Annotated in this window: 25 protein-coding genes, 1 tRNA gene, 1 other RNA gene and 1 pseudogene; 4 read left to right on the forward strand and 24 right to left on the reverse strand. The window is 50.0% G+C overall.

Features of this window, described 5'->3' with window-relative positions; genetic code table 11:
- The 10 genes and pseudogenes from P771_RS16535 to P771_RS0105090 all read right to left on the reverse strand — a co-directional run.
- Positions 1-270: pseudogene (locus P771_RS16535) on the reverse strand (hypothetical protein); the annotation flags it as partial.
- Between the two features lie 183 nt (positions 271-453).
- Positions 454-1,380, reverse strand: coding sequence for a glycine betaine ABC transporter substrate-binding protein (locus P771_RS0105050; protein WP_028574282.1), 927 nt, complete (start codon positions 1,378-1,380; stop codon positions 454-456).
- A 45-nt stretch (positions 1,381-1,425) separates the two neighbouring features.
- Entirely contained in the window at positions 1,426-2,523 is a 1,098-nt protein-coding gene (locus P771_RS0105055; RefSeq protein ID WP_028574283.1) for an anaerobic sulfatase maturase, read from the reverse strand.
- A 33-nt stretch (positions 2,524-2,556) separates the two neighbouring features.
- Positions 2,557-4,089, reverse strand: coding sequence for a choline-sulfatase (betC, locus tag P771_RS0105060; protein WP_028574284.1), 1,533 nt, complete (start codon positions 4,087-4,089; stop codon positions 2,557-2,559).
- Between the two features lie 2 nt (positions 4,090-4,091).
- Positions 4,092-4,844, reverse strand: a complete 753-nt coding sequence (locus tag P771_RS0105065) for an IclR family transcriptional regulator (protein ID WP_028574285.1) — start codon at positions 4,842-4,844, stop codon at positions 4,092-4,094.
- An 812-nt stretch (positions 4,845-5,656) separates the two neighbouring features.
- Complete coding sequence (gene carA / locus P771_RS0105070) at positions 5,657-6,778, reverse strand: glutamine-hydrolyzing carbamoyl-phosphate synthase small subunit (protein WP_028574286.1); 1,122 nt, start codon at positions 6,776-6,778, stop codon at positions 5,657-5,659.
- Positions 6,756-7,520 (reverse strand): 3-deoxy-manno-octulosonate cytidylyltransferase, encoded by a 765-nt coding sequence (gene kdsB, locus P771_RS0105075; RefSeq protein ID WP_028574287.1) that lies wholly within the window; start codon positions 7,518-7,520, stop codon positions 6,756-6,758. The genes carA and kdsB overlap by 23 nt, the downstream gene beginning before the upstream one ends.
- 18 nt (positions 7,521-7,538) lie before the next feature.
- Positions 7,539-8,783, reverse strand: coding sequence for a 3-deoxy-D-manno-octulosonic acid transferase (locus P771_RS0105080; protein WP_051617131.1), 1,245 nt, complete (start codon positions 8,781-8,783; stop codon positions 7,539-7,541).
- Positions 8,776-9,702, reverse strand: a complete 927-nt coding sequence (locus P771_RS0105085; RefSeq protein WP_028574289.1) for a D-alanine--D-alanine ligase family protein — start codon at positions 9,700-9,702, stop codon at positions 8,776-8,778. Before P771_RS0105085 ends, P771_RS0105080 begins: the two co-directional genes overlap by 8 nt.
- Positions 9,668-10,258 (reverse strand): HD domain-containing protein, encoded by a 591-nt coding sequence (locus tag P771_RS0105090; protein WP_035243975.1) that lies wholly within the window; start codon positions 10,256-10,258, stop codon positions 9,668-9,670. The genes P771_RS0105085 and P771_RS0105090 overlap by 35 nt, the downstream gene beginning before the upstream one ends.
- A gap of 162 nt (positions 10,259-10,420) precedes the next feature.
- Here P771_RS0105090 and P771_RS0105095 point away from each other — a divergent pair, with 162 nt between their 5' ends.
- From P771_RS0105095 to P771_RS0105110, 4 genes are all read left to right on the forward strand, one after another.
- The gene (locus tag P771_RS0105095) at positions 10,421-10,651 is read left to right on the forward strand and encodes a HypC/HybG/HupF family hydrogenase formation chaperone (RefSeq protein WP_028574291.1); all 231 of its coding nucleotides are present in this window, start codon (positions 10,421-10,423) and stop codon (positions 10,649-10,651) included.
- Positions 10,635-11,717, forward strand: a complete 1,083-nt coding sequence (gene hypD / locus P771_RS0105100) for a hydrogenase formation protein HypD (protein WP_028574292.1) — start codon at positions 10,635-10,637, stop codon at positions 11,715-11,717. Before P771_RS0105095 ends, hypD begins: the two co-directional genes overlap by 17 nt.
- A gap of 62 nt (positions 11,718-11,779) precedes the next feature.
- Positions 11,780-12,787: a hydrogenase expression/formation protein HypE gene (hypE, locus tag P771_RS0105105; protein WP_028574293.1), complete on the forward strand. Its 1,008-nt coding sequence runs from the start codon at positions 11,780-11,782 to the stop codon at positions 12,785-12,787.
- Between the two features lie 10 nt (positions 12,788-12,797).
- Entirely contained in the window at positions 12,798-13,022 is a 225-nt protein-coding gene (locus tag P771_RS0105110; RefSeq protein ID WP_028574294.1) for a DUF2905 domain-containing protein, read from the forward strand.
- 77 nt (positions 13,023-13,099) lie between these two features.
- On the opposite strand, the gene gltX is transcribed toward P771_RS0105110, so the two are convergent.
- From gltX to P771_RS0105190, 14 genes are all read right to left on the reverse strand, one after another.
- A complete protein-coding gene (gene gltX, locus P771_RS0105115) occupies positions 13,100-14,491 on the reverse strand; it encodes a glutamate--tRNA ligase (RefSeq protein ID WP_028574295.1) in 1,392 nt (463 codons plus the stop codon).
- An 83-nt stretch (positions 14,492-14,574) separates the two neighbouring features.
- Entirely contained in the window at positions 14,575-14,799 is a 225-nt protein-coding gene (locus tag P771_RS0105120) for a NifU family protein (protein ID WP_028574296.1), read from the reverse strand.
- Between the two features lie 92 nt (positions 14,800-14,891).
- Positions 14,892-15,539: an LOG family protein gene (locus P771_RS0105125; RefSeq protein WP_028574297.1), complete on the reverse strand. Its 648-nt coding sequence runs from the start codon at positions 15,537-15,539 to the stop codon at positions 14,892-14,894.
- 165 nt (positions 15,540-15,704) lie between these two features.
- Entirely contained in the window at positions 15,705-16,688 is a 984-nt protein-coding gene (locus tag P771_RS0105135; RefSeq protein ID WP_028574298.1) for a hypothetical protein, read from the reverse strand.
- Between the two features lie 15 nt (positions 16,689-16,703).
- On the reverse strand, positions 16,704-17,516 hold the full coding sequence (locus tag P771_RS0105140) for a tetratricopeptide repeat protein (RefSeq protein WP_028574299.1): 813 nt from the start codon (positions 17,514-17,516) through the stop codon (positions 16,704-16,706).
- 144 nt (positions 17,517-17,660) lie between these two features.
- Entirely contained in the window at positions 17,661-18,452 is a 792-nt protein-coding gene (locus P771_RS0105145) for an ATP-grasp domain-containing protein (RefSeq protein ID WP_028574300.1), read from the reverse strand.
- A 5-nt stretch (positions 18,453-18,457) separates the two neighbouring features.
- Positions 18,458-19,399 (reverse strand): mechanosensitive ion channel family protein, encoded by a 942-nt coding sequence (locus P771_RS0105150; protein ID WP_028574301.1) that lies wholly within the window; start codon positions 19,397-19,399, stop codon positions 18,458-18,460.
- Positions 19,400-19,430: 31 nt separating this feature from the next.
- A complete protein-coding gene (gene cysS / locus P771_RS0105155) occupies positions 19,431-20,888 on the reverse strand; it encodes a cysteine--tRNA ligase (RefSeq protein ID WP_028574302.1) in 1,458 nt (485 codons plus the stop codon).
- A gap of 2 nt (positions 20,889-20,890) precedes the next feature.
- Positions 20,891-22,087 (reverse strand): 2-C-methyl-D-erythritol 4-phosphate cytidylyltransferase, encoded by a 1,197-nt coding sequence (gene ispD, locus P771_RS0105160; RefSeq protein ID WP_028574303.1) that lies wholly within the window; start codon positions 22,085-22,087, stop codon positions 20,891-20,893.
- 11 nt (positions 22,088-22,098) lie between these two features.
- An RNA gene (rnpB, locus tag P771_RS18275) (RNase P RNA component class A) lies at positions 22,099-22,629 on the reverse strand.
- A 56-nt stretch (positions 22,630-22,685) separates the two neighbouring features.
- A complete protein-coding gene (locus P771_RS0105165; RefSeq protein WP_028574304.1) occupies positions 22,686-23,414 on the reverse strand; it encodes a zinc ribbon domain-containing protein in 729 nt (242 codons plus the stop codon).
- Position 23,415: 1 nt separating this feature from the next.
- Positions 23,416-24,438: a Nif3-like dinuclear metal center hexameric protein gene (locus tag P771_RS0105170; RefSeq protein ID WP_028574305.1), complete on the reverse strand. Its 1,023-nt coding sequence runs from the start codon at positions 24,436-24,438 to the stop codon at positions 23,416-23,418.
- A 137-nt stretch (positions 24,439-24,575) separates the two neighbouring features.
- Positions 24,576-24,651 (reverse strand) — tRNA-Ile (locus P771_RS0105180).
- 151 nt (positions 24,652-24,802) lie between these two features.
- Positions 24,803-25,726, reverse strand: a complete 924-nt coding sequence (locus tag P771_RS0105190) for a manganese-dependent inorganic pyrophosphatase (protein WP_028574307.1) — start codon at positions 25,724-25,726, stop codon at positions 24,803-24,805.
- Positions 25,727-25,846 lie beyond the last annotated feature (120 nt).

Consider the following 25,846-nt stretch of genomic DNA (forward strand, 5'->3'; position numbering starts at 1 on the left):
CCGCTGCTCCCGCCACCTCTTGATGTTTGAGTGATAAAGACCTTCTCTGCGCAGCAGGGCTCCGAATTGGCCTTGGCTGGTACACTCATCAGCCTCCTGGAGGATGCGAAGCTTGTAGTTGGCGGTGTAATAACGTCTTTTTTTCTTGGGAACCACCTCAGGATCGTTTTGGTTCCCGTTTCCCACCCCCTTCCGGAAGGGGGTGGGACTGCCCTGGCAGCTGCCAGAGGTTAACTTGAAAACATCATGTTCATTCTTCTTGTGCATCATGTGAGCCACCTTAACCGCCCTTGCTTAAATTCTCAAATGGTCGGTGTCTCACTCTCATTGGCACAGAGGGGGCAGGGAATCAGCATGATCAACGTGCAACCCGGAAGACAACAGTGATACCCCCTGTGTTTGTGACTTTAAATTGCAAACACAGGGGGTTGACGGGTAGTTAAAGAATAATATTTACTTGAATTTGTTTTGAATAAGTTCCATGGCCGGAGTTCCTGCAGGGGTTGTGATTCCGGCAAACCAGCTGGAAACAATGTCCATATTGTCTTTTATCCAGGTAGTGGCCACTTCTTTGGCAAGCAGGTTTTTCTGACCATACTCATTGATCCAATAGCTCTGGATCTCAGAGGTGACCTGCATTCGTTGTAAGAACTGATATGCATCCGGGTACTGGGCAGCAAAACCGTCACGAACAACCGTGTGGATAAGTGACTCGCTGGCAAAACTTTCTGTTCCGTCCACCGGTTCAAGATACTTCATGTCAATTCTGATGTTCATCCAATGCGGCCTCCAGCAGGCAAATGCAACCCACTGATCATTGTTGATCAGATTCATGACCTCGGTGAGCATAATGGGAGTGGTGGTTCCTGTCTGATCCCAGTCGCCCAGTCCTGCCACATCATTGGCGATGATATCCTCCATGGCAGTGTGCATAGGCGATCCCACCTCAATATTGTAAATATGGCGTCTGAACTTGTCAGCATGAGGGTTGAGATCGGCAAAGCTTTGTACTCCTGCTTCGGCCACGAAATCAGGTACGCACAAACCGATAAGGGCGTCGTCCAAATTGGTCTGAACTATTTCCACAGCTCCCGTGTCAAGCAAGGGCTCCAGAAGAGGGTTCTGCTGCGGAGTCCAGACCCCGAGAAAAACATCCACCTCACCGTCTTCCATGCCTTTGTACACTACTGGAGGACCGATCTGCAGCTGGTCTGAATCATACCCCAGTGCATCCAAAAGCTGTGCAGTGATCTCGGTTTTGACCTCTACACCCGGCCAGGGCGGCACACCAAAGCGAATCGGGTCTTTAGCCATCGAAACTGAACCCAGCCCCAGGAAAAGGATAACTGCCAAGCATAAGGTGATAGTCGATTTTTTCATTCTGCCTCCTTGTTAAAATTCATGAGAATGATCCTGTCTGGACCATCACCCGGATATGTTGCGGGTGATATGCATAAAGCGAGGAAGTGATTTGTCGTAAAAATACTTCCACCCCCCGCACAGAACGCTTTTTTGATTGTTTTGTTTTAAACGGAATCCAGGGCAGTCTCCCTGGCATAGTTCAAGATAGGGGCACTGGCTGCACTCTGGGTTCCGGTCTGATTTGAGACTGGAAAACTCTAAACTCTTGGCTGAATGAAAAATCTGTGCAAAAGAATCCTTGTATATATTTCCCAGCCTGTACCCAGGCTGAACAAAAAAATCACACGGATAGACATCCCCATTGTATTCCACAACCAGGTATTGACCACAGAGGTCTGCCATGCGGCACTCGGCTGCCTGGCCCATGATCAGTTTAGCCAGGATCGACTCAAAATTGCGGATGCTGACCTTAAAGACATCGTCTGCAAACCATTGGTCAAAAACCCGGATCAGGAATTGTCCCCACTCTTTCCCGGTTATGCCCGGGTCAGGCCCATTGCTCCTGGTTTCTTGCTGCAGGCAGGGTATAAACTGGATGTGTCTGAAGCCAAGATTTTTCAGGTGGGCATAGACTTTCCCGGGATGATCCACGTTGGCCGATGAAACCAGGCAGACCGCATTTACAGCTACCCCATGCTCGATAAAGGTCCTGATCCCCTGGACAACCTTTGCGTGAGTGGCCTTGCCTGCCAGGGTTTTGCGAAAGGAGTCATGCACTGCAGCCGGGCCGTCAATGCTGCATCCGGCAAGAAACCTGTACCTGGCCATGTGTGCGGCCATTTCCGGGGTGACCCGGGTGGCATTGGTCTGAATACAGTTGACAATTCTTGAGCCTTTAGGCGCAATTTGTTTTTGCAGCTCAGTGACCCGCCTGAAAAAATCAGCTCCCATCAGGCAGGGCTCCCCTCCCTGCCAGGTCAGCGAGTAGACCTCTTGATCCCAGGCAAAATAACTCTGCAGCAGACGTTCAAGGGTATTTTCAGACATGCGGTGCTCCTGCTCTTCTGGATAGAGTTTTTTCTTGTCCAGATAAAAGCAGTAGTTGCACTTGAGATTGCAGTCAGCAGAAGCCGGTTTGACCAGCAGGGAGAACTCACGCATTACTTGCTAAGGCCAGGCAGTCTGGCAGATTAATTATGTTTTTGATGTGATCCTGGCGCAACGCTCAACATCGTTGAGATTCAGGTGGTTGCGCATGTATTTCTGGGACGCATCCTGAACAGGTTGAAAATCCCATGAAGTATGCTTTCCAGACATGTGCGCCCGGAAGACGAGCCTTCTTTTTTTCTGGCTGTCTAAGATGTCTTTGTTCAGTTCGTCCAGATCCTGATGTTCTGAGATGATTTTTTCAAACTCCAGACACAAATCATGGTGTCCTGATTCCAGGGCAAGATTTTCCAGCTCGTCAGGATCAGCCTCAAGGTCAAAAAGAAGTGGTGGATCAGCAGGACTGTGAATATACTTGTATCTGCCCTGTCTGACCATGATCATGGGCGCAACTGCTCCTTCGCCCAGGTATTCAGAAATGACCGGCCTTTTAAATTCTTTTGCTTCACCCCTAAGCAGAGTCAGCAGACTGTTGCCGTCCAGCCTGTCCGCTGGATCTTGCATATGAGGGTCAGCAGTCAAATCAAGCAGGGTGGGCAAAAGATCAACCAGAGAAACAGGGGTGGTGATCCTGCCCGGTTGAAAGAATTGTGGACTGGATACAATAAAGGGCACCCTGGCTGACCATTCATGGAAAGACATCTTATACCACAGCCCACGCTCGCCAAGCATGTCACCATGGTCAGCCGTAAAGATGACTACTGTGTTTTCCTTGAGTCCGCTATGCTCAAGGGCTTTAAGGATGCGCCCGATCTTGTCGTCGATGTAACTGATCTGGCCGTAGTAGGCATGTCTGGCATTGCGGATGTAGTGTTCATCTATTTTCTGCCTGTCCATTTTACAGGCGTGGCGCAGTCTCTGACTGTGCGGGTCACATTGTTCATAGTCAATATGCTCCACCTTAGGCAGATCAATGTCTTCGTGGTTATAGCGGTCCCAGTATTCTTTTGGACAGGCATAGGGGTCATGCGGATCAGTGAATGATACTGCCATACAGAATGGACGCTTATCATTGTCCCTGGCCAGATCGTAAATGTGTCGCTCGGCCAGAAAGCCGACTTCATCGTCAAAATCAATCTGGTTGGTCCGCTCACACGGTCCGGCCTGATAGACACTGTCCATATTGTGATACCACCAGTCAAAACGATGCGTTGGCCTTGTCCAGTCCGGGGTCCAGCCATGGTCAGCCGGGTAGACGTCTGTGGTCAGGCGTTCTTCAAAGCCGTGCAGCTGGTCGGCTCCGACAAAATGCATCTTTCCGCACAGGGTTGTCCTGTATCCGTTGGCCCTGAGATAATGGGCAAAAGTCGGAATGTCAGCCGGGAACTCAGCTCCGTTGTCATAAGCCCCTATTTTTGATGAATGCTGTCCGGACAACATGGAGAACCTTGAAGGAGCGCACAATGGGTTGTTGCAGTAGGCGCTGTCAAAAATTACTCCACCTTCGGCCAGGGAGTCTATGTTGGGGGTTTTGGTCACCTTGTGCCCATAGCATGACAGGGCAGGCGCTGCCAGCTGGTCAGCCTGGATAATCAGAATATTCGGTTTTGGTTCAGCCATGATTAATCCTTATTTGAATAGTCGTTGAACACTTCCTCCAGGCTGGACCTTGTTTGTTCCAGTCTGGAGGCTATTTTTCCGCACAGGTCGTTTTTAAGCATGCGCGCTTCAAGCACCCCAAGCCCCAGGACCATTACGGTCTGGTCCTGTTCCCTGATGGGAATGGCAAATCGCCTCATTCCCGGATAGAACAAAGCCCTGTCATCCTGCATTTGTGTATTCCCGGCCTTCCGGATCATTACCTGCACATCATCTAAGGAGATTGGTTCATGATGTGCTGCAAGCTCTTGCTTTAAAAAAGTTTCATCAGTGAGCGTTGCAGGATCATAGAAAAAAATCGAGCCCACCACAGGCAGGCTTAAGGCCAGGCTCTGCCCGGCAGGCCACATGGCAGGCGATTCAGGGGCTACAAAGCTCTCTAAACAGAACAGTCTGCCCTGAGACAAGGTAAACAGATTCACAGATGCCTGGAATTCATCATGAAGCCAGCGCATATGTGCTCTGACGACCTGCATGGGCTGGTTTCTTTTAGCTGCTGCCTTGCCCCAGAAATAGGTTTTGGTTCCCAGAACGTATGTTCTCCTGGATGTTTTGTGCAGAACATCCACAGCTACCAGCTCCTTGAGTATCTTGTTCACCGTGGTCGGACTGGGGTTGCCCAGAAATATTCGGATTGCTGAAAATCCCAGTCCATTCTGATGTTTGCTTATTTCGTCAATTACCCGGAGTGCTCTGGCCAGGGTTGTTTCACTCATAAATTATACTCATTTATGTAGTTTGGTATCTAAATATGTATTGCGTAGCACTTGCAAACTGAGCTGTCAAATCCTTAAACAAAACTTCCTCCCTTATTATGGAAAGGGCTGACAGTATGTCGGACTCAGATTGACATCTTCAGGGGTTTTATTAATGAGAATATTATGAACCCCTTACAAGGAAGCACCTATGAAAGTGCAACCTACTAGAAGGCTTGTTTTTATTATCACTGGCATTAAGTAATGTCATGGATGCTGAAGCACAAAGAGGGTGGTAGGTGCCGGGATATCAACAGAATCAGGATGTCGAAGGCACGTGGGGCTCTAGGAAAAATCCAATAGATTCGGAATGATGGGGACGGGTATGATGACTGGATCAGGCATGATCCGGTGAAAACACCAATTTTTTCGGAAGCATGCGGCTTGTGGCTCAGGCCCGGCACTCCAAGTCCCGGGGCCAATACCTGGCCGACCGGGCCGCTCATATCCTTGCCAGGGCAGCGCTTGGTGCTGGAGTTTGCCCCTTATCACTTGGCAACTCTTGGGCGTTCCCCTTTTTGTTTGCCCCGCTTTAGGCTGGAAGTTTGCTAATATTCGCCAGAGGGGGGGAACTGCCCCCTTCGGACACTTAACAATTTGGTTGCAAACGCGGGGCATCAAAAAGATATTTATTGCTGAAGCCCATGCCCGGCAGTACTGGATTAGAACTGCCGGCAACTGTTCAACACATGGAGACAAGATCAGATATCAGTCACAACCGTCTTTACAAAAATAATGCTCTGATCAGGGTGGATACGGATTGTAATTCAGGTTCAGGAAACATTGTCAATAAGTTCCATGAATCTTCTGAAAAAGTATCTGCTGTCATGAGGGCCTGAACTGGCCTCAGGATGATGCTGGACAGCAATTATTGGCTTGGTTTTGTGCCGGAAGCCTTCCAGGGTCTGGTCATTCAGGTTGACATGGGTCTGTTCCAGAAAATCGAGCTGGCTTATATCAACGCAGAATCCGTGGTTTTGGGATGAAATCTCAATTTTTTCTGTAACCAGGTCCTTGACTGGATGGTTGGCCCCGTGATGGCCGAATTTCAGTTTAAAGCTCTTGCCGCCCAGGGCCAGTCCCAGAAGCTGGTGTCCCAGACAGATGCCGGCTATTGGAAATCTGTCCGCCAGTTTGGCTATGGTTTCTATGCTGCTGGTCATGGCAGCCGGATCACCTGGTCCATTGGTCAGGAAAATCCCGTCAGGATCAACTGCGCAGGCCTCATCAAAAGTAAAGGAAGCCGGGACCACCAGCAGGTCAACCCCCTGGGCCTTGAGCAGCCTTAGGATATTCCATTTTGTTCCATAGTCGTAGACAAGGACTTTAGGTCCGTGGCCAGGCCAGTTGTATTTGCCCTTGTCCAGCCTGGCCGGGATGGGTCCATCATCGGTCCAGGCATAGGGAGCTTTGCAGCCGGCCTGTTCTCCAAGGTTCAGGCCTTCCATATGAGGGAGTTCTTTTGCCCTTTGGCTCAGTTTTTCTGGATCAAGTTCTGTTGTGGACATGATGCCCCGCATGGCCCCGTGAATTCTCAGATGGGTGGTCAGAGCCCTGGTGTCAATCCCCTCAATGCCCATGACATTGTTCCGGGAAAGGTAATCCGGCAGGTTTTCTGTTGACCGCCAGTTGGATGGTTCTTTGCAGCATTCCTTGACAATAAGGGCGGCAGCCTGAACTTTATCCGATTCTACATCTTCTGGATTGACCCCGTAATTACCGATCAAAGGATAGGTCATGCAAACCATCTGCCCTACATAGGAAGGGTCTGTAATGATTTCCTGATATCCGGTCATGCCAGTATTGAATATCACTTCTCCGCCGGACTCTCCAGGTCCGGTAAAAGACTGTCCTTCAAACCAGGTACCATCCTCAAGTGCCAGAATAGCTTTCATTATGTTTCTCCTGAATCAGTTTAGTTACGTTTATGATATCATTGGGAGTATCTACTCCATGACATTTTAATTCGGTCACCACCACATGAATGGGAATATCAGCCTCAAGCAGTCTTAATTGTTCAAGTTTTTCCGTAAGTTCCAGCCTGCCCTGGCTCAGGCTGCTGAAAAGCTCCAGGTGGCTCATCCTGAAAGCATAGAGTCCGATGTGGGCAAACTGGACAGCTTTATTGCCCCGGGAAAAGGGAATGGGACTCCTGGAAAAATATAATGCCCTGTTGCTTTGGGAAAAGACCACCTTGACAACATTTGGGTTTTCCACCTCGTTTTGGGCGGCCTTTCTGGCCAGGGTACAGATGTTGACATGGGGATCTGATACAAAGGGAGACAGAAGCTGTTCCAGCATCCGGGGATCAAGGGCCGGTTCATCTCCCTGGATGTTGACAACTATTGCCTTGGAGGAAATATCGAGCATTCTTGAAGCCTCAAGGACTCTATCGGTCCCGCTGCGGTGGGAGACAGCAGTCATGACTGCAGGTACCCCCAGCTCTCTGGCTGCATTTAAGATCTTTGGATGGTCAGTAGCCAGGACAATATGGTCCAGAAGGGTGCACTCAGCAGCCCTCTGATAGACATGCCAGAACATTGGCTTGCCAAGGATGCTGGCCAGGGGTTTTCCAGGAAATCTTGAAGACTCGTACCTTGCAGGAATGATTCCTATCATATCGGGTTTGCTGCTCATGTCAGAACCAGGTCCTTGCTATCTTTCCAGGGAATTAATGAGATCCAGGCTACCACCTTGGCGTTCCTCAACATATTTGCTGAACCCGGCAAAGACCTTGTCCCGGGAAGAGGAAGCATACCTGGTCAGCTTGTGATACAGGTCCTTTTCGTCTTTGACCATCCAGACCAGGCCCGATGATACCAGTTCTTGACCGACCCAGTGGAAATTTTCCCAGAATGGGCCTATGCAGGGAGAAACTCCCTGAGAAAGCGGTTCCAGAAAGTTCTGCCCTCCGCAAGGAACAAGGCTTCCTCCGACATAAACAGATTTGGCCAGGGCATAGGCAGACAAGAGTTCTCCAAATTTATCCCAAAGTACAACCTGGGGCAGGGTTGTGTCAGCAGAAAGTGAGCTTCGCAATGACCAGCTGATGGTGCATTGTTCAAAAAAGGTCTTCCAGGCCGGAAGACGCTGCATATGCCTGGGAAAAAGGGCAATGGTTGTTTTGGGACGGTTCTGGATGATCTTTTCAATCACCCACTGAATTTTTGATTCCTCCTGTTCCCGGATTGAGGCCAGTACAATCAGAGGGTGACCTGGCTTGAAAAAGGATGAAAGAGGGTTTTGCACATAGGGTATGGGTTTAGTACTGGCAGTGATATCAAACTTAATATTGTGCATGGATTCAACGCGGGCTCCAGGGAATATCCAGGAGAATCTCTTTTGGTCCCGATCCGAAACTGCCAGAATCCTGCCGGGCGCCATGGTATTGAGGATGCCGGAAATGGAGTAGTATCTGCAGAAACTTTTGAGACTGACCCGGGCATTGCCAATGGTCACCGGGATTTTTTGCTTTTGGCAGGCCTGGAGAAGAGCAGGCCATATCTCGGTTTCCATGAGTATCAACCGGGCAGGTTTGATTTTTCTGAGGGCCGCTGCCCAGACCAGGGGAATGTCAAAAGGAAAGAAAGACAGTTCAGCCCTTCCCTGGACCTGATCCTGGAGGGTTTCCATTCCCTGCCTGGTATTGGTGGTGATGAGCACTCTGGGATATTTGTCTGGAGGCAGCTTAAGGAGCATGTGCAGGGCCAGCCTGGCTTCACCAACAGAGGCTGCCTGGATCCAGAGATCAAAAGGACCCTGAGGCAGCTGAATGCCGAATCGTTGGGCAGCTATGGGCCTGAGCCTCTTTATGAACACCAGGATCGGAAGGGCAATTATCCAGATAATGGCGTAGGCAAAGTTGAACAGGCCGATGGTAAGGCAATTTGACTTATTCATATCGTCCTTGGGGTCTTTTGTCCCGGTCCCTGGCCATGGAGATGAGGCGCTGGATCAAGGCATTGAAATCCAGACCGGCTGCCTGGGCGGACTTTGGGACAAGGCTGGTTTGGGTCATCCCGGGCAGGGTATTAACCTCGAGAATATATGGTACTCCCTGTGGATCCACAAGAAAGTCTGTTCGACTGTAATCCCTGAGTCCCAGAATATGGTGAACCTTAAGAGATAAACTGGTGATCTGCTCAGTCAATTCTGGTGATACCGGGGCAGGGCAGATTTCCTTGGCTCCATCAATGTCATATTTGCTGGCATAGTTAAAGAATGACCCTTTTACTGGTTGAATTAAAATAGGAGGCAGGGGCCTGTCATCCAGCACAGCGCAGGTCAGTTCTGTTCCAGTGATATATTTTTCCAGAATCACTTCAAATTTCTGGGCCGGGATATCTTTCAAGTAAAAGTCAAGATCCTGCTGGTTTTCCAGGACAGCCATGCCCAGACTGGATCCTCCGGTATTGGGCTTGGCCACCAGAGGAAACTCCAGACCTTCCGGGACCGGCTGGTTGGGGCCGGTGATCAGGGTCCAGTCCGGTGTGGGCAGGTGGTGGTTGCGAAAAATCTGTTTGGAAAGAGCCTTGTTCAGGGCAAGATATGACCCCATGGGGCCAGTGCCTTGATATGGGAGGCCAATATCATCCAAAAGGGCCTGGATGGTTCCATCCTCGCCAGGCAGGCCGTGAAGATTGATAAAAGCAAGGTCAAAGTCCCTGGCCATGGCCGCAAGCTTACCCAGGTCCGGAGACAGGTCCAGGAAAAAAACCTGGTGGCCCAGGTTGTTCAAGGCTTTTTCGATCTGGGCGGCTCCCTTCAGGGAGACCTCTCTTTCCTCAGACCATCCGCCGGCTATTAAAAGTACACGCATTAAGATCTATTCCGGTTTTTTGATTGAGTTGGTCCTGAATAGTCAGGGCCTGATCAAGGGACCTTTGAATTAATCCCTTCATTCTATGGTTTGTGCCGTATCTTGCAAACAGGTCTTCAAATCTGGCCTCAAGGGAGACTATCCGGTCATGCATGACTCTTTTGTCGCTGTAAATAAGCACCAGGGGCAGAAAAAATTTCTCAACATCAACCTCTCCGGGCCAGTAGACATGGTGCATCACTCCCTGGGCAATGGCCGGGTTGCCGGAAATCTCCATGACCAGACTGGCCCCAAGCTGATGGTGGTAGCCTCCATGTTCTATGCAGTATAGTTTCCCCAAATCGTGCAGAAGGGCAGAAGCTACAACAGCCTCAATGGGAACATTGAGCCAGGATTTTGAAAGCAGGCAGATCTCCTGAGCAATAATGGCCACCAAGCGGCTGTGCTCTCTTATGTGCTCGGGAAGATTGAATTCCTGCCAGTATCTGAAGCACTGGTCTTTGTCAGGGATTTTCCAGCTTGAGTCGTAAGGGTAATATGAAGGCTTAAAGCTCATAGTTTGATACAGACGGTTGAAACCTTACCGATAACAATCAAATTTACCATCATGATGGTTAAAAGGCAAAATAAAAGTTTCAGCCTTTTTGACTGCTCATGTTGACCTTTGGGCATTGCCTGACTATGTAAATTGACTGCCAAAAAAAACCGGGAGGTTCTTATGTGTCTTGCCGTGCCCATGGAAATAATGTCCATCGAAGATAACGTGGCCCACGTGGAAGTAGGGGGGGTGAAAAACCAGGTTCGTCTGGACATCATTGATGAACCTCCTCAGGTGGGCGATTTTGTCATTGTCCATGCAGGCTTTGCCTTGCGCCGGATTGACCGGGAGGAAGGACTTGAAACCCTGAAATTATTTCAGGAGGGGCTGGGCCTTGAACTTATTAAATAAATTCAAGGATCCTGAGCTCTGTCTGAATATTCTGGACCAGATAAAATCAGAGATTCAGGGCGAGTTCAGGTTTATGGAAGTTTGCGGGACCCATACGGTGGCCATTTTTCAAAGCGGAATAAGGACTCTTCTGCCTGAGTCCATTATCCATGTATCAGGGCCGGGTTGTCCGGTCTGCGTTACCCATGATCGGGAAATTGCCTCTTATCTTGCTCTGGCTGAAAAGGATCTGATTCTGGCCACGTTTGGCGACCTGATCAAAGTCCCTGGTCCCGGGGGGAAGAATCTGAAAGCAGCCCAGGCCGAGGGGGCCCGGATAAAGATAGTTTATTCAGCCTTTGACGCCTTAAAGCTGGCCCTGGATCATCCCCAAGACAAAGTGGTCTTCCTGGGAGTCGGCTTTGAAACCACTGCCCCTACGGTTGCAGCAACCATCAAGATGGCGGCTGAACAAGGGGTCAGGAATTTTTCAGTCCTGTCCTTTCACAAGCTTGTTCCGCCGGCCCTGAAGGCCCTGGCAGCTGACAGGGACATCCAGGTGGACGGTCTGCTTCTGCCCGGGCACGTTTCAACCATTATCGGGCTTGAGCCGTACAGATTTCTGGCAGAGGAGTATCAGGTTCCTTCAGTCATCGGAGGATTCGAGCCTCTGGACATTCTCCAGGCAATTCTGATCATGATCAAGCAGAAAAACAAGGGCAGGCCCGAGGTTGTCAACAACTATAAGCGGGTGGTTCCGGATCAGGGCAATGCCAAAGCCATTGAGACCATGTATGAAGTATTCAGGCCTGCAGATGCCCTGTGGCGCGGACTTGGAATCATTCCAGGCAGTGGGCTGGCTGTTGCTCAAAGGTATGAACAGTTTGACGCAGCCCTGGTCTTTGACCAGGAACTGCCCCAGGTGGATGAAATACCTGGATGTAAATGCGGTGAAGTCCTGAAGGGACTGATATCTCCGGACCAGTGCCCCCTCTTTAGTACCAGGTGTACACCGGCCAACCCAGTGGGACCCTGCATGGTATCCACTGAGGGGTCATGTGCAGCCTACCATAAATACAGATTGTAGCCTGCTTCTGACCGGCAGATCTTCTGCAGAACTTCCAAGACTTAAAAAAAATGGAATACTAAATGCCTGAAAGAATAATCCTTGATTACGGCAGTGGTGGAAAAGCTTCACAAAGACTGATCAAGAATCTGTTCATGAAGCACTTTGCCAACCCGGGTTTGAACAGGATGGATGATGCAGCATTGATTTTGGATCTGCAGGGCCCTCTGTCCATGAGCACGGACACCTTTACAGTGGATCCTGTCTTTTTCCCAGGCGGGGACATCGGGTCCCTGGCTGTGCATGGCACTGTCAATGATGTAGCCATGCTGGGAGCTGTGCCAAAATATATCAGCTGTGCTTTTATTCTGGAGGAAGGGCTGGTCATGGATGACCTTGAGAGGATTGTCCAGTCCATGGCCCGGGCTTCTTCACATGCAGGAGTGCAGATAATTACTGGAGACACCAAGGTCGTGCCCAGGGGGGCTGTGGACAAGATCTTCATAAACACCACCGGCATAGGTCTGGTGGTTGCTGACCCTGCACCTTCAGGTCACCGGGCAGAGCCAGGAGATGCCATCCTGATCAGTGGAAGCATGGGTGATCATGGTCTGGCCATCTTGTCTCACCGCCAGGGTATTGCTTTTGAAACTGATGTGCTGAGCGATTCCCAGGCCTTGAACCATCTTATCCTGAGGCTGATCCGGGAAGTCGGAGACATTCATGTCCTCCGGGATCCTACCAGGGGAGGGCTGGCCACTACTTTGAATGAAATAGCTCAGCAGTCAGATCTTGAATTCATCATTGATCAGGAGTTGATTCCCATCAAGGAGGCTGTTGAAGGCGGCTGTTCTTTTCTGGGTCTGGACCCACTTTATCTGGCCAATGAAGGCAAGTTCATCTGCATCTTGCCCGAATCTCTGGCTACCAAGGCCCTGGACATCATGCGCAATGATCCGGCTGGGCAGGATGCAGCCTTTATCGGGCGGGTGGCAGAAGGCAGAAATGGAAAGGTGGTGCTGAAGACTGCACTGGGTGGACACAGACTGCTGGATATGCTGGAGGGGGAGCAGCTGCCAAGGATTTGTTGAGGATCAAGCTATGAACGACTGGTCCGCAATAGGCAAGGCCATCATTTTGGCCGGAGTGGTGCTGGTAATCATTGGGCTGGCAGTCCTGTTCAAAGACAAGCTGCCCCTGGGCATGGGACGGCTGCCAGGGGACATTACCATTGAAAGGGATAACTTCAGGTTTTATTTTCCACTGGGCACAAGCATTGTCATCAGCATCATCCTGACCCTTATTTTTTCCATATGGAAAAAATAAGGGTCAGGATGTGCCCGGGATATGGCCGGTCATTTTTTCAACATTTGACCTTAATTCACACCGCTTCTCTAAAATAATCAGCCGGAAGCCCGCTTTAAACGGTTCAGTACTTTTTCTCTGCCAAGGACCTCCATGGTTTCAAAAAGGCCTGGACTGGCGGTTTTTCCGCTGATGGCAACCCGTAAAGGCTGGGCAATGGCCTTGAATTTGATCTTTTTCTCCTGGATATAGGCACTGAATTCCTGTTCAAGACTGTTCTGGTCGAATTCATTCAGATTATTATCCAGTCTGAAAGCAATTTCCTTTAGATATTCTTTGGCTTCAGGGGTCAGGAATTTGGCCACGGCCTTGTTATCAAAGGCCAGGTTTGTGTCTTCAACCAGAAAAAACTCTGCCATCTCAGCCATTTCCTGCATGGTTCCGGCTCTGGTCTGAAGCAGGGGGATGATTTGCTCCAGGTAGCTGCGATCATTCGGGATCAGCTCCGGAGCAAGATGCTCTGTCAGGATATCAGCCAGCCTGGAGATGGCTGTTTCCTTGATGTAGTGGGAATTGAGCCAGGTCAGTTTGTTCACATCAAAGACACAGGCTGAAGATCCCAGATTGTCCAGTGAGAATTTTTCAATCAGGTCCTGTCTGGAAAAAATTTCCTCATCCTGGTACGACCAGCCAAGACGGACCAGGTAATTAAGCATGGCCTCAGGCAAATAGCCCATTTCCTTGTAGGCCATGACTGAAAGAGCTCCGTGTCTCTTGGACAGTTTTTTCTTATCCGGTCCCAGGATCATGGGGACATGACCGAACAGGGGGAGGTCTGCTCCCAGGGCCTGGTAGATCAGTATCTGTTTGGGTGTATTGTTGATGTGATCGTCCCCGCGCAGGATATGGGTCATTTTCATCTCAATGTCATCTACTACCACAGCCAGGTTATAAGTGGGAGAGCCGTCCTTTCTCTGGAGCACAAAGTCATCAAGCTCCTGGTTGTCAAAAGAGATGGGCCCCTTGACCAGGTCCCGGAACATGGTCCGGCCGGTCAGGGGGGCCTTGAGCCTGACAACAGTGTCCGGCCCGGGTTTGATCCCAGCGTCTCTGCATTGCCCATTGTATTTGGGTTTTTGTCCCTTTTGTCTGGCCTGTTCGCGCATCCTCTCCACCTCTTCCGGGGTGCAGGTGCAGTGGTAGGCGTTACCGCTTTCAACAAGTTTCTGGATATATTCTAAATATAAGCTGGTCCGTTCACTCTGGAAAAATGGTCCTTCATCGCAATCCAGCCCCAGCCAGTTCATGGCGTCAAGGATGGCTCCGGTCATTTCCGGGGTGGACCTTTGCTGGTCTGTGTCCTCTACTCTCAGGATGAAGCGTCCTTTGTTTTTTCTGGCAAAGAGCCAGCAGAAAATTGCGGTTCTGGCTCCTCCGATGTGCAGGTAACCGGTTGGACTGGGGGCAAACCTGGTTGCAATGGTCGTCATAAAAATGTGCCTCAATCTACAGGATTATGAAAAAAATGGCGGACCATAAAGGCCCGCCCGTGACTTTTAATAAAAAGATTCTATTAGGATACCGGCTCTACACCCTTGATCTCGGGCAGCTCCTTTAAAATCAAGCGTTCAATTCCATTTTTCAGGGTCATCTGGGACATGGGGCAACCCTTGCAGGCCCCAGTCAGGCGGACCTTGACAATATTCTGGTCAGTTACTTCCACCAGTTCCACATCTCCACCATCGGCCTGCAGGGAAGGCCTTATCTTGTCGAGTACAGCCTGAACTTTTTCCTTCATTTTCATCCTCCGTATAAAGTTAATTAATAATTCTGATGCTCAGGTTTGTCAAAACAGCCGGATCAAGTAGCCAGGAAGCGCTGTTGAAGATACTATGTTCTGGATATGGCCTGAACAACCTCGTCGGCTGTGTCCACCAGCTGAAACATGGCAAAATCTTTTTCGCTGATGTAGCCATTGGTCAGGAGTTGATCCTTGAACCAGTCAACTATTCCAGACCAGAAATCCTTGCCCACAAGAATTATGGGAAAGGGCTTGATGCGTTTGGTCTGGGTCAGGACCAGGGCTTCACTCAATTCGTCCAGGGTGCCGAACCCTCCGGGCATGACAACGTAGGCCTTGGCATACTTGATGAACATGACTTTTCTGACAAAAAAATACCGGAACTCACACCGAATATCGATAAAGTCGTTGGACTTCTGCTCAAAGGGCAGGTGGATGTGAAGACCTACTGAGCTGCCGTCACCTTCCATGGCTCCTCTGTTTCCGGCCTCCATCAGGCCTGGCCCCCCGCCGGTAATGACATTGAACCCGGATTCAGTAAGTTTTTTAGCGATATCAAAAGTCAGTCTGTAAACCGGATCGTTTTCCTTGACTCTGGCTGAGCCGAAAATGGAAACAGCCGGTCCCAGGTCGTTGAGCTTTTCAAAGGCATCCACGAATTCGGCCATGATTTTGAAAAGCCGCCAGGAATTAGCCTGGGACAGATCGTCAATAAGGTATTGTCTGGAATTTGCCATTATCTCTCCTGAAAGGATTTATTCTCAGCAGCTTGCTCTGCAGAATCAAGGCCTGTCCCGGGAACAGCCGGTGCTGGACAGGCGCTGTCCTGCAAACCGGTCCTATTACCGGCAATTTCCTGATAATTCAAGTCCTGGACAGTGGCGGGCCCGGTGGTGGCTGTTTCACCATCTCCGGGACAGGACAGACGGCCATGGGTCCTCCAGGTACGGTCTGAAATCACAGCCGATATCAGGCAGCGAATAAAGCCTGCCTTTCAGTTCTATGGCTCTGGGGTACATGAGATGCAAAGGTTTTCCAGGGATCTGGTGAAAATGGTTATCCTGGTTAAGAATAACCGCGTTTTTTCCAGAAATTTCTGCAGCAATGACCCGGGCCGGGAAGAAAAAGGCCTTGGCCAGCAGGTGGGAAAAGTTGGCAAAAAGAACTCGGTTGATTTTGATGAAGTCCTCTTTCCAGAGCCTGGCTGATGCTCCGGGCAGGGTTTCATTGGTCACACAGGTCACAGGCCTGTTTTTCAGACAATCATAAGAAGACACTTTTCTGGCATCTGCCATGGACACTTTGCCCAGCCGCAGTGTCCGGGCAATAAGGGAGGTCCGCTCACAGGTGGGCTGATCTCTTTCCAGGCCAATGATTTCCATCCGGCTGAACCTGTTCCGGCGGGCTGCGATCTGCTGGGCAAGCATGAGGATCCCGGTACCGGCACCGATGTCCAGACCGAGAAATGTATCTTTGTATTCATCCGGGTTCAGGGTCTGGCCTGCGATTTCCCGGAAAATGGCGGCGGACTTGGGAATATCCGCCAGCATGGCCAGGGCGAAGCCGTACTTTAAGAGGGTGGCCCGAAGTTCCTTTTGATCCCAGAGCAGCTCGCTTCCCAGTCTTCGATGCACAAAAGCATCAAAGCCGGCAGAAATTTCTTTGAGGCTGATTACTGTTTCAATGCTGCCGGGATGGATATAAGCATGGAAATACTTGACCAGGATGTTCATGATGTCCTGGTCTGTAACCAGGTGGTCCGGACATGACGCTTTTTCTATGTCCTGGACCAGGGAAGTGGGCGAGTATATACCGGGTTTGAGTATGTTCCGGTCAAGAGGTGGACGGAGCAAGAGCCTGAGGCTGGCGGACTGAATACTGTTCAAGCCTGGTCCTTCTGTTTATTCCTTGTTTTTCCTGGTCTTGTTCATGGTGAAGTTGAGCATCTTCCTGGCCTGGTCAAAGTCCGGATTGATCTTCAGGGCTTTCTCAGCACAAAGTCTGGCCTCTGTTAATTTCCCGGCATCAATGTAAAGCCTGCCCAGGTTGAAGTGCAGGTATTCGTCCTTGGAATGAATCTGGATGGCCTGCTGATAGGCCTTTTCCGAATCTTCAAAACGTCCGAGCTTTCTAAGGGCCATTCCCAGGCGGTTATAAATATGAACTGAACCTGGATTGTCCTTGTAGGCCAGTTTAAGATACTCAATGGCCTTCTGGTATTCCTGGGCATTGATGAGCAGGTCGGTGATGTCGATTTTCAGTTCAAAGTCTTTGTCAAAATCCCGGACCAGTTTTTTGAAGATGGCCTGGGCATTATCAATATCTTTTTCATCCAGGCGCTGCCTGGCCTGGGCAAGGGATTCTCTTTTTCTTTTTTCCAGCTCGGCCAGGGTGTCCTTGGCATTGTCCGCCAGGGAATTCTGCATGGCATTCAGGAGTTCCCGCAGATTTTCAACCAACTCTTTTTCTTTGCCTGACTCAAAGGTCAAAAGGATAGGATAAATTTCCCTGACTTTGGGATGGCTGTTCACCAGGTAGACGGTTTTGTCCAGAAGATCGGCAAATTCTTTTTTTTCATTTTGCAGCAGATTGCCTTTGAGATAGGTCAGCAGACCATCATAAAATGCGTTTACAGCCGGCAGGATCTTGTTCTGCTTGAGAAGGGAAGATACACTGTTCAGATTTTTACGGGCTTTGGTTATTTCGTTGGACATTACGGGTGGCTCCGGATCCGGCTGGTTGAGATTACCTGGGTGCCTATGGCCGGAAATTTTGCTTATGGCTCAGATTAGGTGTTACCGATGTCTTTGTCAAAAGGTGGATTAATCCCTAACACGTCCTTCATCATGGTGCCAGGATTAAATATGATCTTCCCGGACCAGTCTGCACAGGATTTTTTTGAGGTCCAGGCCGGCAGCTTTAAATCCCTGGGTGCCGAACTTCATATTGGCTTCCAGAACATAAAACTTTCCTTCTGATTCGCAGATATCCATGCCTGTATAATTGAATCCGCATAAATGGCAGGCGGTCAGGGCCAGGTTCTCGGCCTGTTCAGGTATGTCCTCAAAGCAAAGGGTGGCTCCCAGGGAAACATTGGCCCTGAAGTCATCCTCCTGGGGAATACGCTGATAGGAGTGAATAATTTTTTCCCCGGCAACAACGATCCGGAAGTCTCTTATCCGGGGAAGAAATTCCTGGATATAGGCCGGTTGGTTGCTCTCCAGGTAGGAGCTGAGTTCTTCTCTGTTTTTGACGAGCCAGACCCCGTTGCCCCTGGATGAGTACCTGGGGGTTTTGGCGATGAAGGGAAAAGAAAAATCCCTGCTGATATTCTGCTGCTGGACTGGTCCGTAATAAAATCTTGTTCTGGGCACTGGAAGGCCCACAAGCTGGAACATGATCGTCTGCTTTATCTTGTCTCCAACAAAGCGGTACGATTCTATGGATGGAAAGATTTCCTTGCCCATGGCCGAGAACATCTCCGCATAAAGGGAAGTGGGAAAGAATATTTTTTTGGAATCCAGGATCAGCTGGAGTTTCCACTGGGGATAGTGGCTCAGGTTGGGACAGACTCCCAGGGTGGTGATCTGGGGACAGTGTTTAAGCTGTGATCCAATTGCCACCTTGGGCAGGCCGCAAGGTTCGGTCATTGTGGTTATCCCCGGCTGTCTGCCGGGCCGGACCCGGGGGAGAGGCCGGATGAATTTTCCAGGAGCTTGATGTCCATGGGCTTGCTGGCAGATCCGAAGTAGACTGATCTGTGGGGAAAGGGGATTTCGATCCGGTTTTCATCAAAGGTCTTTTTGATCCTGCGTAGAAATTCCCTGCCTACTTCCCATTGTTTAATGGGTCTGGTCTTGATGCGTCCCCTGATCATGACTGCAGAGTCTGCAAACTTGTCCACTCCAAAGACTTCCAGGTTGTCCACCATCAAGGGACCAAAATACTCGTCTGTTTTAAGGGACTCACCAACTTTTTTGATGAGTTCCACCACCTTGTCGGTGTCTTCCTTGTAGGCCACGCCAAGGTCAAAGATATAGGCCGACCAGGTGTTGGTCATGTTGGAAAGGGTGTTGATGGTGCCATTGGGGAAAACATGGACTGTCCCGGTCAAATCGCGAAGAACAATGGTCCTGAAATTCACTTTTTCCACCAGTCCTCCGGTGCCGTTGATTACAGCCACATCTCCCACCCGGATCTGGTCTTCCAGGATAATGAAAAAACCGGAAATAACGTCCCGGACCAGGTTCTGGGCTCCAAACCCCACTGCCAGCCCGATAATGCCTGCTCCGGCCAGGATGGGAGCTATTTCAAAGCCCAGTTGGCGCAGCAGGACCAGCAGAGCCAGGACCCATATGGCAGCATAGATACCCTGGCGTAAAAGTTTGATCAGGGTCTCAGACCTCTTCTGGACTTCAGACGGAGGCTCGCCGGTTGTTTTCCCGCGCTGGACCAGTCTGCCTTCCAGACGTTCCAGGGCTGAGCGGACAACTTTTTTGATCAGATATACAATGAATAAAATGACCAGCACCCTGAGGGTGGTTGGGATTATGGATTCCCATCCGATCTCCTGGATGATCTGCTGAAGCATATCCATGCATACCTCCTGTGGTTCAGTTCCAGGTCTGTCAGGTAAAATCCCATTTAGGACCTTCAGGAGTATCCATTACTTCAATGCCCAGTTCTGTCAACTTGCCCCGCAAGTTATCAGCCAGCTCAAAGTCTCTGGATTTTCTGGCAGCCTGTCTCTGCTCGACCAGGGCCTGGATTTCAGCCGGGTCAATGTTCCTTCGTTTGCAGATGATCTCCTTGATGCGGTCCAGAAAAGTCAGGGAGTGCAGGCTGAGCAGTCCCAGGACTTGTCCCCATTTTTGATAGAGTCCCAGAATGTCTTTCATAAGCTTGCGTCCGGCCTCTGATTTGCGAAAGGACTTGGTCTCAAGCATTCTGTTGGCCAGCCTGGTCAGACTGAAGACATGGCCCAGGGCTTCAGCCGTGTTCAGGTCATCGTTCATGGCCTGATCCCATTTGGCCGAGATTTCGCTTATTTCCTGCTCAGTTTCTGGAAATTCGGGTCCCCTGGTCCATTTGGTCTTAGCCAGTTCCCCTTCCAAAAGAGAAATGGTCTGGTATATCCTTTTAATGGCCTTTTCAGCTTCCTCCAGATAGGAAGTGGAGTAGTCAAGAGGACTTCTGTAATGCTTGGTCAGAAGAAAAAAGCGGAGAACTTCTTCATGGCAACTGGAAAGGATATCCTTAATGGTGATGAAATTTCCCAATGACTTGGACATCTTTTCAGAGTTGACCCGGACGAATCCATTATGGACCCAGTAGTTGACAAATTTGGTCCCAAAGGCGGCTTCGCTCTGGGCCATTTCGTTTTCATGGTGAGGAAAGGCCAGGTCCTGCCCGCCACCGTGAATGTCAAAAGGAATTCCCAGGTATTTTTCACTCATGGCAGAGCATTCAAGATGCCATCCGGGCCTGCCCGGACCCCAGGGACTGTCCCATTGGGGCTCACCAGGTCTGGACGACTTCCACAGGGCAAAGTCCAGAGGGTCTTCTTTTTCTTCGCCTGGAGCCACCCTGGCCCCGGAATTCAATTCTTCAATGTTGCGGCCGGAAAGCTTGCCGTAGTGTTCCATCTTTCTTACCCGGAAATAGACATCTCCGGATTTTGTGGAATAGGCAAAGCCTTTATCTTCCAGGAGCCGGATAAGACTGATCATTTCAGGAATGTGTTCAGTAGCCTTGGGTTCAATGTCTGCCCGTAAGATATTCAGCCGGTCCATGTCCTGATAGAAGGCCTGGATGTATTTTTCAGCCACCTGGTCAGAAGTCAGACCTTCCTGACGGGCTCTGTTGATTATCTTGTCGTCTATGTCAGTGAAATTGCGGACAAAGGTAACTTTGTACCCAATGTGGCGCAGGTATCTGACCAGGACGTCAAAGACCACGGTGGACCGGGCATGTCCGATATGACAATAATCATAGGCAGTTATGCCGCAGACATACATTTTGACATGGTTGTCTTCAATGGGAGTGAGTTCCTGTTTTTTTCTCAAAACCGTGTTGTAGATGAGCATGGTCAGCTCCGTGGTTGTTTTTTGGTTTTAATGGCCGTTACTGCGGCCATGGCCTTGATTCCCTGCTTGGCCCCTGTAAAGCCGAGCTTTTCCTCTGTGGTGGCCTTGATGTTCACCTGATGAGGGGCAAGCCCGGTCAGACCCAGCAAATTGGACTTGATCTGTTCTTTATACGGGGCGAGTCGGGGCACCTGGGCTATGACGGTGATGTCCATGTGCTGGATCAAAAGGCCTTCTTTCTGGGCAAGATGAAGGACTTCAGCAAGAAAAACCGTGCTGCTCATGCCTGCAAACCGGTTGTCGCTGTCTGGAAAGAGATCTCCGATGTCCCCTTTGCCCAGACATCCCAGGATGGCGTCCACCAGGGCATGTAACAGGACATCACCATCAGAATGGGCAGATACTGAAGGAGCTCCGGGAATGGGGATTCCCCCCAGTACCATGGGTCGCTCACCGCCGTAACGGTGTACATCATAGCCAAGGCCGGTGCAGGTCAGAGGAGGCTCAGGATTTTTAACAAGCATGTTCAGATCTTCACAGGTAGTGATTTTAATATTGTTTTCCAGGCCGGAAACAGTCCTGACTTTGTGTCCAGCCAACTCAACCATGGATGCGTCATCCGTGACCTGCAGGCTGGAAGATTTAGCCCTGGCATGGGCCTGGACCAGGATTTTTCTGGGAAAGAACTGGGGGGTCTGGACGAGAAAGAGTTTGTCCCTGTTCAGGGTCTCAACCACCTCTTGAGACTCAACTTTTTTGACCGTATCTTTGCAGGGGATGACCGGGATGGTACCGCCTAGGCCGGGGCCGAATGCCTGCACCAGTTCCCGGACAAGGCCGGCTGTAAAAAAAGGCCTTGCTGCATCATGGACCATGATGTGGTCGCATTCATCCGGCAGAACAGATAGGGCGCTTTGGACCGAGTCCTGGCGGAGGATTCCGCCCTGGACGCAGTGAACCGGAATTCCCGGATGCCTGCTGTTCAGCAGATCTTCTACCTGTTGCCTGCACCAGGACATTTCATCAGCAGGAAAAGCTATTACTGTTCCGGAAATAATGCCTGAACGGGCAAAGGTGAGGACGCTGTGCCAAAACAGGGGCAGACCTTGATGGTCCAGGAACTGTTTTTTTTTCCCAAGTCCGCTTCGGCCAAGTCTTGTGCTTTGGCCGGCGGCCAGGATTACGGCCCATATATTCATAAGCAGATATTTGATGGAGTCGGACTGTAAGCCGGGTTCTGTAGGCGGCTGGCTCCAAAGGAAATCAGCCGCTGATTGTCATTCATCTGGGATCTGGATTACTCCAGACCTCAAGCAGCCTACCCGAAGACATTGGCCGGGCCGGCCTCGTACGTCTTCCTATTTGGCCTTGCTCCGGACGGGGTTTACCTAGCTTGCTGCGTCACCGCAGCAACTGGTGGGCTCTTACCCCACCGTTTCACCCTTACCCTGCACTTACTTCAGCAATGGATTTTTGGTCTGCTGTTTGGTCACCACCAATTGTGGATCCGACTGATCAAGTAAGTGCAGGGCGGTCTGTTTTCTGTGGCACTGTCCCAGGGTTGCCCCTGCTGGACGTTATCCAGCGTCCTGCCCTGCGGAGCCCGGACTTTCCTCCCTCCGGCACCCGCTTTAATCGTGGAAAAACAATAAAGACCGGCTCCTGAATTCTGCAGGATTTAATCAGGGGCCATATTCCGCTATTAAAGCAGGTGCCGGACAGCGACAATCCGTCCGACTCCAAAATTAATTATAAGTTATTCTGCAGACATTGCAAGGCAATACCTGAATCCGGGTTCTAGTTTTCGCAGAAGTGCTCTTCCCAGAAAATCAGCCTCTGGCAGTTGGGGCAGCTCAGAATCTGTTCCCCTTTCTGGATTTCAATGAAAGACTGGGGGGGGATACTTATGTAGCATCCTGTGCATACACCTCTTTTGACAGATACGATGACCGGGTTGTTCAGCCTGTCTTTGATGAAATTATATCTGGAAAGGATGGGTACCGGGACATTGGCGCAGGCTTTTTTTCTGCTTTTTTCCAGCTCATTTATCCTTTTATTGATTTTGTCCATTTCAGAATCAAGGGTGGACTGGCTGATGGTCAACTCCTCCCTCAGAGACTCGATACGGGTGGTCAAATCTTCTTTTTTGTCCTGATGAATATTAATATCCTCGATGAGGTTGGTCATCTCTTCTTCCCGGAACCGGTTCAGTTTTTCCAGGTTGTCCATCTCGCGCATCATGGCGTGGTATTCTTTGGTATTGTTGACCATCATCAACTTGTTCTTGCTTTTCTTGACCTTGTTGGAGTCCTCCCCGATATCATGCTCCAGCTTGCTCTTCTGCTGGTTCAAGAGGTCCAGACGTTCCTGGACCTGGCTTTTCTGGTCTTCCAGGGCCTCCAGAGTGGACTGCAGCTCTTCAAGATGCTTAGGGGCCTCAATCAGTCTGGTTTTGAGCTGAATCATTTCAGAATCAACTTGCTGAAGTTCCACCAGTTTTTTAATTTGGTCAATATACTTGCTCAACTTAATCCTCCCCTGAAAAAGATTTCAGTATGTCTTTATCAAAAATTCTGTAAGGGTTTTTCCCTCTTATAAAATGGATCTCAACCTGGCTCAGCCTTTTGAACAGGGCTTCATGCCAGGAGAGCATCATTTTTTCCTCCAAAATAAAATGCCCAGGATCCAGGGTGCACCCCTGGTCAAAGACTTCCTGGGCCTGGTGATACTTGAGATCACCGGTAATAAATATGTCTGCACCCAGGGAAAAAGCCCTGGCAGCCAGATCGCCTCCTGATCCAGGGCAGTAGGCCACCCTGGTTACGGTTTCAGGAATTTGGCCCGCGCAGATGATTCTTTCCATGCCCAGGATTTTTTGCAAACCGGCCATGAAGTCAGCAAAGAGAGCCGGGCCTGGCAGATCCCCGATAAGGCCCAGTCCGTATTCCTTGCCTGGGGAACTGCTTTCCAGAATCTGAAAGGAAAAAGGTCCGATTTTTTCCTCCAGGCTGCTGATGAAAGGTTCAACCTGGTCACAGGGCAGGGTCAGCCCCTTCAGCAGACCCTGGGGGGTATGCTGGAGGTGGCGGATATATCGGCCATGGGGGATATCCTCCAAAGGAAGCTCCACAGGGGAATCCAGGACCAAGCAGGTATTTTTCTGGGTAAAAGTTGGAAAGAGGACCGCAGTGTTCTGCATGCCCAGGTCCCTGGCCAGCCACGATACCGGTCCGGCCGGGTTGACATCCAGGCTGGTGTGGGCGCTGTAAAGAATGGTGTTGGTGGACAGCAGTCGGGACAGGATACGGTGGAAGGAATCCACCTTGTCAGGAAGCTTTGGCTTGAGAGTAAGAGGGTGGTGAGTCAGCAGGAAATCCACCTTGAGCCTGACAGCCTGGTCAATTGTTTCTTCATCAGGGTCAAGGGCCACAGCCATGCTTTTTATCTGCTGTTTTGTCCCGGCAACCTGGACTCCGCATCTGTCCCAGTCCAGGGCAAGCTGGGAAGGAGCAAAGGATTCAATTGTTTCAATCAGTCTTTTTAATTCCATTGAGGTCCAGGGGCATAAAAAAAAGGTGCTTCCCTGTCCTGTTCGTGGGAAGCACCTTTTTTCGGTTTTGACTTAAGCCGGTCAAAGGGCATTGTTTTATTATTTTGTTTTAAAGCCAGCAATTTCACTCCCTGAAATGGTGGGCCAACCAGGATTTGAACCTGGGACCTTCCGGTTATGAGCCGGTGGCTCTGCCAACTGAGCTATTGGCCCAAAAAAACTTGAAGAGGACTTATTTAATTTTTATAAAGAGCACTGTCAATGATTTTTTGGTCAGGTTTTTCTTTAGAACAAAAAAAGACCCGGAAGATACCGGGTCTTTTAAAGAAGCAGCAAAGCTGAAATTCAGCTTATTCTGCAGATGTTAGCCGGCAAAGGCCTTTTCAAAGTTGGGAACAACCTGCTTTTTGCGGCTCATTACTCCATCCAGCCAGACAGAGGTTCCATCAACGCCTTTACCAAATGCCTTTTCTACAACAGCCGGGTCATCGGAAATGACCAGCATTTCTGAACCTTCCTTCATGATATCTGTCAAAAGCAGGAATACAGAATGCCTTCCGCCTTCGTCCTTGACCTTTTTCATTTCTTCATAAAGGGCGTCCTTGACCGGCTCCAGGATGGAGAGGTCAACAACTTCCAGCTGGCCGATACCGACTTTGTTTCCGCTCATATTGAAATCCTTGTAGTCTCTGAACAGGAGCTCCCTGGTGGGAGTTCCGTCAACTGCGGACTTCACTTTGAACATTTCCATGCCCAGGTCCATCATGTCGGAGACACCGGCTATTTTGGCCAGGGCTTCACAGGCCTTCTTGTCAGCGTCAGTGCAGGTGGCGGACTTGAATATAACTGTATCGCTCAGGATGGCGCAAAGCATGATCCCAGCAATATTTTTGGGAATTTCAACGCCGTAGAAGTCATACATGGATTTAATGACTGTGCAGGTGCAACCCACCGGCCATATCCAGCATTCAAGGGGGTTGGGTGTTGTTACGTCGCCAAGCTTGTGGTGGTCGACAATGCCGACGATTTCAGCTTTGGACAGGTCATCCAGGCTCTGGGCAAGATCAGAATGGTCCACCAGGATTACTTTTTTGCCTTCTCCGGAAGTGATAACTTCAGGAGCATTAAGGCCGAATTTGTCCAGAACGAACTTGCTTTCAGGATTCAGCTCTCCCTGGGCAGCAGCAGTTGCGGATACGCCCAGCTTGCTCTTGAGATCGGCTACGGCAATGGCTGCGCATACTGAATCACTGTCTGGGTTTTTGTGACCAAAAACGATTACGGACATAAAGTACCTCCTACAGATTGGTTGTTTCAGCTTGTCGTTTTCAAAAAAACACTTTGTGCAATTTAGCACAAAGTGTTTTCACTGCCAAGCTTAAATTTGGCTAAATAAGGCTTGCCCTTG

The sequence above is a fragment of the Desulfonatronovibrio hydrogenovorans DSM 9292 genome (assembly GCF_000686525.1).
Taxonomy (GTDB): Bacteria; Desulfobacterota; Desulfovibrionia; order Desulfovibrionales; family Desulfonatronovibrionaceae; genus Desulfonatronovibrio; species Desulfonatronovibrio hydrogenovorans.